Source organism: Micromonospora sp. NPDC049101 (assembly GCF_040648675.1).
Classification (GTDB): domain Bacteria; phylum Actinomycetota; class Actinomycetes; order Mycobacteriales; family Micromonosporaceae; genus Micromonospora.
On sequence record NZ_JBEZED010000046.1, the window covers coordinates 24,274 to 30,428 of the forward strand.

4 protein-coding genes and 1 riboswitch are annotated in these 6,155 nt (G+C 71.5%); of the genes, 3 read left to right on the forward strand and 1 reads right to left on the reverse strand.

Annotated elements, in window-relative coordinates; all coding sequences use genetic code 11:
- Positions 1-27 precede the first annotated feature (27 nt).
- On the reverse strand, positions 28-2,202 hold the full coding sequence (locus AB0B57_RS35910) for a copper resistance protein CopC (RefSeq protein ID WP_357080662.1): 2,175 nt from the start codon (positions 2,200-2,202) through the stop codon (positions 28-30).
- Positions 2,203-2,332: 130 nt separating this feature from the next.
- Positions 2,333-2,547: riboswitch (cobalamin riboswitch) on the forward strand.
- 127 nt (positions 2,548-2,674) lie between these two features.
- Between AB0B57_RS35910 and AB0B57_RS35915 the strand changes: the two genes are divergently transcribed.
- The 3 genes from AB0B57_RS35915 (at position 2,675) to AB0B57_RS35925 (ending at position 6,060) form a co-directional block, all read left to right on the forward strand.
- The gene (locus AB0B57_RS35915) at positions 2,675-3,187 is read left to right on the forward strand and encodes an acyl-CoA thioesterase (RefSeq protein ID WP_357080665.1); all 513 of its coding nucleotides are present in this window, start codon (positions 2,675-2,677) and stop codon (positions 3,185-3,187) included.
- A 108-nt stretch (positions 3,188-3,295) separates the two neighbouring features.
- Positions 3,296-4,288 carry a zinc-dependent alcohol dehydrogenase family protein gene (locus AB0B57_RS35920; RefSeq protein ID WP_357080668.1) on the forward strand — a complete coding sequence of 331 codons (993 nt, stop codon included), beginning with the start codon at positions 3,296-3,298 and terminating at the stop codon, positions 4,286-4,288.
- A 695-nt stretch (positions 4,289-4,983) separates the two neighbouring features.
- Complete coding sequence (locus AB0B57_RS35925; protein WP_357080670.1) at positions 4,984-6,060, forward strand: cellulose binding domain-containing protein; 1,077 nt, start codon at positions 4,984-4,986, stop codon at positions 6,058-6,060.
- Positions 6,061-6,155: the final 95 nt, after the last annotated feature.

Below are 6,155 nucleotides of genomic sequence, written 5' to 3' on the forward strand. Positions count from 1 at the left end.
GGCCGCAGCGGGGAGAAAGTTCCGGTCTCAGGGCACGTTGATCGTGAACTCGGCGGTGTGCACCTTCCCGGCGATCTGGAAGTCGAAGAACGCCCGGTACCGGCCCGAACTCGGGGCGGTCAGCCAGAACTTGACCGACCCGTCGACCAACTCCTGCTCGGGGTGGACGTGCACGTACCCGAGATCGCCCTCACGGACGACGACCAGATGCCCGTACGCGCCCAGGTACCGCTCCAACTGGGCGGGAATGGTCGGGTCGGCGCTGACCTGGAAGTGCATCGGCGCTGTCACCCCCACCGTCGGGGTGCCGTTCATCGACACCGCGTACGGCCCGGCCGTCGCCTCGGCCCGCACCGGCGGCAGCGCGGTCGGGGTGTGCGCGCCGGGCACGGTGTGGTCGACGCCCAGCACGAGCGGGATCTGCGTGCCGTTGGTCGCGGTGACGGAGAAGTCGGCGTAGACGCGGTAGCCGCCGGGCCGGGCCAGCGTCAGGGGGACGCTCCAGGTGCCGTCGGGCGCCATCGTCGGGTGCAGGTGCTGGTAGCCGGACAGGTCGCGGCCGACCACGATCATGTGCAACGGCTTGTCGTGCACGACCGCGAAGCGGGTCGCCGGCTGCCGGTCGGTCCCGACGATGCGGAACCGGTAGTCGGCGCGTACACCGGGGGGTTGGGTCCGCTCCAGCGGTTGCAGGGTGTAGCCGCCGGCGCTCACCGTCGTGCCGGTCGCCAGCGCCGCGCCCGTCGCGTCGTCACCCCGATGCGTGTGCGGCCCCGTACCGGACGGGTGTTGGTGCCCATCGGTCGCGGAGCCCTCCTGCCCCGCGGCGGGCGGGCCCGCTGCGGGCTGTCGGGCGTCGCGGCCCGCCGGGGTCTCGTCGCCGGTCCCGATGCGGGCCAGCCCGAACCCGGCCAGCAGGGCGAGCACCAGCCCGCCGACGAGCAGCGCCAGGTGGGTGTTGCTCAGCCGGGACCCGGGCGTCGCGGCGGCGAGGTCGGTGTCGGGCCGAGGTCCGGAATCGACCGCCGGCTCGTCGTCCGTGCTGGCGAGGGGCTTCTCCACCTGATCGGTCGGCGTCGGCTCGACGGTGACGCCCGTGCGGGCCGTGACGACCGTGTCACCCTTGCGCGCCGCCGGCACGGTGGCGGGCAGCCGCCTGTCGCTCGCGGTACGCGCGACGACGCCGGCCGCCGCGCCGACCGCGCCGACCTCGCCGGCCGTGCCCCCGCTGGTCCTGCCGCCGCCGGCCTGGGCCCCGCCGGTCTTGCCAGCGCCGGTCTTGCCAGCGCCGGTCTTGCCAGCGCCGGTCTTGCCTCCGCAGGTCCGGTCCCCGGCGGCCTTACCCCCGACGGTCTTGCCGCCGGTGGTCTTGCCAGCGCCGGCCCGGTTCGGAGCACGGGTGCCACCGCCGCGTCGACCGGAGGTCGCCGCCGAGGTACGGCCCCGGCCGGTGGGTGTGCCGGCGGAAGCCGATCGGCGACGCCAGACGACGAACCCGGCCACCGCCCCGACTGCCGCGACCAACGCCAACCCGGTCCAGGCCAGTGCGCCGGGACCGCTCTTGTCGGTCGACCCGGTCTCCGGAGCCGCCGCAGCCGGCGGGGTCGACGGATCGTCCGCCGTGGTCGGCACCGCAGACGCCTGCCCGGACGTGTTGTGCTGCTCGGCCGCGGCCACCAGCGCCGGGTCCGGCTGGGTCGACGGCGGGCTCCACCCCTTCGGCGCTGCCGTCACCCGCCCCTCGTAACGGAAGGTCAGGGTGCCCCGCACGGCGTCGCCGTCCGAGGCGACCGACAGGTAGCTCACCGAATACTGGCCCTTGGCGGGCAGGTGGGCGACGGCCACCACCGCGGGGAACCCCGTCGTGTACTCCCGAGGCTCGAACTTCCCGTTGACCAGGAAGTACTCCCGTACCGGCTTCTCCAGCGGCTGCGGCTCCCCCGGCGACCAGCCGTTGTCGACACGGGTGCCGCCCGGGGCGGTGATCGTGAAGAACGCGTTGGCGGCGGCCTTCTCGGTGAAGAGGAGCCGCACCGACGTCAACGGCTCGCGCACGGTGGCGCCGCTCGCCGGTGTGGACGTGGCGAGGGTCCCGTGCGCCGCGGCGGGTTGGGTGGACGCGAGGAGGGCGACCGCCGAGGCGAGGAGGAACGCGAGGAGGCCCGAGACCACCCGCCCGCAAGTCTGGGGGAGACGACGCATCTGGATATCCTCACCCGCGCGAGACTTTTTTCAAGAGGTGACGATCTTCTTCCTCGAACGACAAAAGTCGACGATGCGGTCATCCGCCGCCGCGGCCGGACGCCCCGGGTGGACAGATCCCCAGGCCAGCTATGCTCCCCGCGGCGCTGGTTCGCCCCGTCGTGACCGGCTGGGCGTCGTAAGAGGGAACCCGGTGGAAATCCGGGGCTGCCCCGCAGCGGTGAGTGGGAACGACCGCCGTCATCAGCACTGGGCCAGTGGCCCGGGAAGCGACGGCCAGTAGGGGACCGGCACGACCGGTCGGGCCCGCGAGTCCGAAGACCTGCCGGCGCCGCGTACACAACCGTGTGCGCTGCCGTCGGCCTCGCGGGTGGGCTGAGCGGGTGACCGGCCGTGCGTGTGGCGCGCGGCCAGATCCTCGTCAGCGTGTCCGCGAACCGGCGGTGTGGGTTCCGAGGGACGGACTACCGCTGTGCACGACACCGCCACCATCGCCGGCCGAGCGCCGTCGGCGTCGCACCTGACCCTGTCGCAGATCATGGACCAGCACCACACCAACCTGATGGGTACGGTGCACGGCGGCCGGATCCTCAACCTCATCGACTCCGTCGCCGGTGTGGTCGCCGCCCGGCACTCCGACGGGCCGGCGGTGACCGCCGCCATCGACGAGACGGCGTTCCTACGCGCGGTGCGGGTCGGCGACGTCGTACACGTCGACGCCCGGATCACCTGGGCCGGCCGCAGCTCGATGGAGGTGGCCGTCAAGGTCACCGCCGACCGGTGGGACCGGGCGGTGCCACCCACCGACGTGGCCACCGCCCACCTGGTCATGGTCGCCATCGACGACGACGGCCAGCCTCGTACCGTGCCGCCGCTGCTACCGGAGACCGACGGGGACCGGCGACGCTACCGGGAGGCGGAGATCCGCCGGAAGCACCGGCTGGCGCTGCGACGCGCGTTGCTCGACGGTGCCGAAGAGGACTGACCCGCGCCCGGCCCGCCCGTGGCGGCGCTGGCGTGGTCCGAGGAACCCGCCCCGCCGCCGGTCCGGTCGGATAACGTCCACGTGAAGACTCGATCACGGAGAGTGTGGATGGTTATGCGCGCTGCGGTGCTGCGGGAGTTCGACGTTCCACTGACGATCGAGGAGATCGATCAACCCACCCCCGGGCGCGGGCAGGTGCTGGTGCGGATCGTCGCCAGCGGCGTCAACCCGCTCGACACGAAGATCCAGGCAGGAAAGGCCGCGCACGCGCGTGTCCAGCCTCCTGCGGTGCTCGGCCTGGACCTCGCCGGCGTCGTCGCGGCAATCGGCACGGAGGTGACCGGCTTCGCGCCCGGAGACGAGGTGTACGGGCTGTGCGGGGGCGTGGGCGACCTGCAGGGTTCGCTGGCCGAGTACGCGGCCGTGGACGTGCGGCTGCTGGCCCGCAAGCCGGACACCCTCTCGATGCGGGAGGCCGCCGCGTTGCCCCTGGCCGCGATCACCTCCTGGGAGGGGCTCGTCGACCGGGCCGGGGTCCGCGCCGGGCAGAAGGTGCTGGTGCACGGCGGTGCCGGCGGTGTCGGCTACGTGGGCGTGCAGCTCGCCCAGGCGCGCGGCGCCGAGGCGTACGCCACGGGCGGGCCGGCGAGCATGCGGGTCATCGAGAGCCTGGGCGCCGTGCCGATCGACTACACCACAAGCAACGTCGAGGAGTACGTGCAGAGATACACCGACGGCGAGGGGTTCGACATCATCGTCGACAACGTCGGTGGCCCGACGCTCGACGCGTCGTTCGCGGCGGTGCGCACCTATCACGGGCATGTCGTCAGCGCGCTGGGCTGGGGCTCACACTCGCTCGCCCCGCTGTCGTTCCGAGGCGCGACCTACTCCGGGGTGTTCACCCTGCTGCCGATGCTGACCGGGCGGGGCCGCGAACGCCACGGCGACATCCTGCGCGAGATCGCGACGTTGGCCGATGCCGGAGCGCTGCGCCCGCGACTGGACCCACGCACGTTCACCCTCGACACGGTCGTGGACGCCCACCGGCTGGTCGCCAGCGGCACCGCCGAAGGCAAGGTCATCGTGGCCGTCGCTGATTGAGTAGAGCCCTTCGTTCACCGCGGAGTGCTCAGCGGTTCTGCGCAGCGGTCGACAACGCTCTATGTTGCCTGGCAGGGAGGTGTGCGCAGGTCAAGGCGGTAAGGAGCCGTTGGCTGGCCCGGCCTTGCAACTGGGAGCAGATTGGGTGCAGGTTGGCGAAGCGGTCTCCGCGCCCGAGGTGCTCACCGACGCCGGACAGAGACGATGGCTCTGACCTGCGGTGATGCGGTCAAACGGTGCGGTGTGACCTCCCAGTAGATGTCGAAGTGGTCAGGCGTTGCTGCTCCCGGGATGGCTGGTGCCGGCCGACCTCCCGGTTCGCCTAAGTCCACGCCTATAGGTCTGCGTCAGATCGATGTGGAGCGTTGCGGGTGAGCTTGGTGGAGTCCGTTGCAGTTCCGTCATTCGAGACTCCTATCCCACGGGCAACGCCCTGACCAGGCGCTTCGGGGTGAAGACCTCTTCGGCGGACCCGAAGTGGCCTACCAGGTAGTGCAGGGGTTTTGGGTCGCTGGTGGTCTTTAGCATTCCACTCTTTTGCCTGCTCGGCGCTGTGGCCGTTACCGGTCAGCCATGGGTGGGCTGTCCGTTGTCCTGCCGGCGGCAGGACTGCCGTGCGTGCCTTGACAGGAAGGCGGAGCAGCAGGACAGTCGACACTCTCATAGACGTCCAGCTATCTACGGCGAGGTGTGCCATGCGGAGGTCGCTGACTGCTGTGGCCGCCATCGCTGTTGCCATGGTCGCGATGATGGCCGCGATCTCACACGCCAGTGCGGCGAACGCGGCGGCCGGGTGTCGGGTGAACTACGTCGTCACCAGCCAGTGGACCGGTGGCTTCCACGCCGACATCGCGGTCACCAACTTGGGTGACCTGGTCAACGGGTGGACGCTGCGGTTCGCGTTCCCTGCAGTCGACCAGCGGCTCACGCAAACCTGGAGCGCCACCTGGGCCCAGGCGGGCCAGCAGGTCAGCGCGACCAATCTGGGCTGGAACGCGACCCTGGGCACCAATGGCTCCGCGAACATCGGCTTCGTTGGCGCCTGGTCGGGCAGCAACCCCATACCGGCGTCGTTCACGCTCAACGGCGTCACGTGCACCGGCGGCGTCCTGCCCAGCGTGACGCCGACCCGGACGACCACACCGCCGGTCGCTGACTACCCGGCGATCGTCACCTGGCTCAGCCCGACCGCCGGCGCGGTGTACACCACGCCGGGAAGCGTCCCGCTGGCGGCGACCGCGACCGTGGGAGGCGGCCACAGCATCACCTCGGTGTCGTTCCGGGTGGACGGCGTCACGGTGGCCCGGGGGGTGAGGACGACCGGTGACCGGTTCGAGGCGCTGTGGACACCACCGATCGGGGAGCCCGGCACCAGCACCACCTTCGTGCTGTACGTCTCGGCCGGCACCGACCAGTCGCTGTCTGGCGCTGCGCCGCCGTTGCTGGTCACGGTGGTGACGCCGGCGTCCACCGGCACCAACCACCCGCCGTCGGTGGCGTTGAGCACCCCCGGCGGGCAGACCTACTTCCTCGAGCCGACGACCGTCACGCTGGTCGCCGACGTCGCCGACACCGATCCCGGGGACCTCGTCAGCCGGGTGGAGCTTTACCTCGGCGCAACCCGGCTGGCCGTGACGCCGACCAACAGCGGACAGCGCTACCAGTTCCAGACGGCCCTGTCGGCCGGCACGTCGTCCACCTTCACCGTGCGGGTCCACGATTCCCACGGCGGCCTCGGCATCTCGAACCCGCTGACCTTCACCATCCGTTAAGGCGTGTGTCAAAGTCCTCGGTCGAGCCGAGGCGGAGTCCAGGCGGCGGTCCGGCAAGGCGGGAATTGGCCCGGATACCGGTGTTGTATCCGGGC

What these genes read in the sequence shown, in the direction of transcription:
- AB0B57_RS35910 (WP_357080662.1), bottom strand. Translation starts at nt 2,202, where the DNA reads ATGCGTCGTCTCCCCCAGACTTGCGGGCGGGTGGTCTCGGGCCTCCTC.
- AB0B57_RS35920 (WP_357080668.1), top strand. Translation starts at nt 3,296, where the DNA reads ATGGTTATGCGCGCTGCGGTGCTGCGGGAGTTCGACGTTCCACTGACG.
- AB0B57_RS35925 (WP_357080670.1), top strand. Translation starts at nt 4,984, where the DNA reads ATGCGGAGGTCGCTGACTGCTGTGGCCGCCATCGCTGTTGCCATGGTC.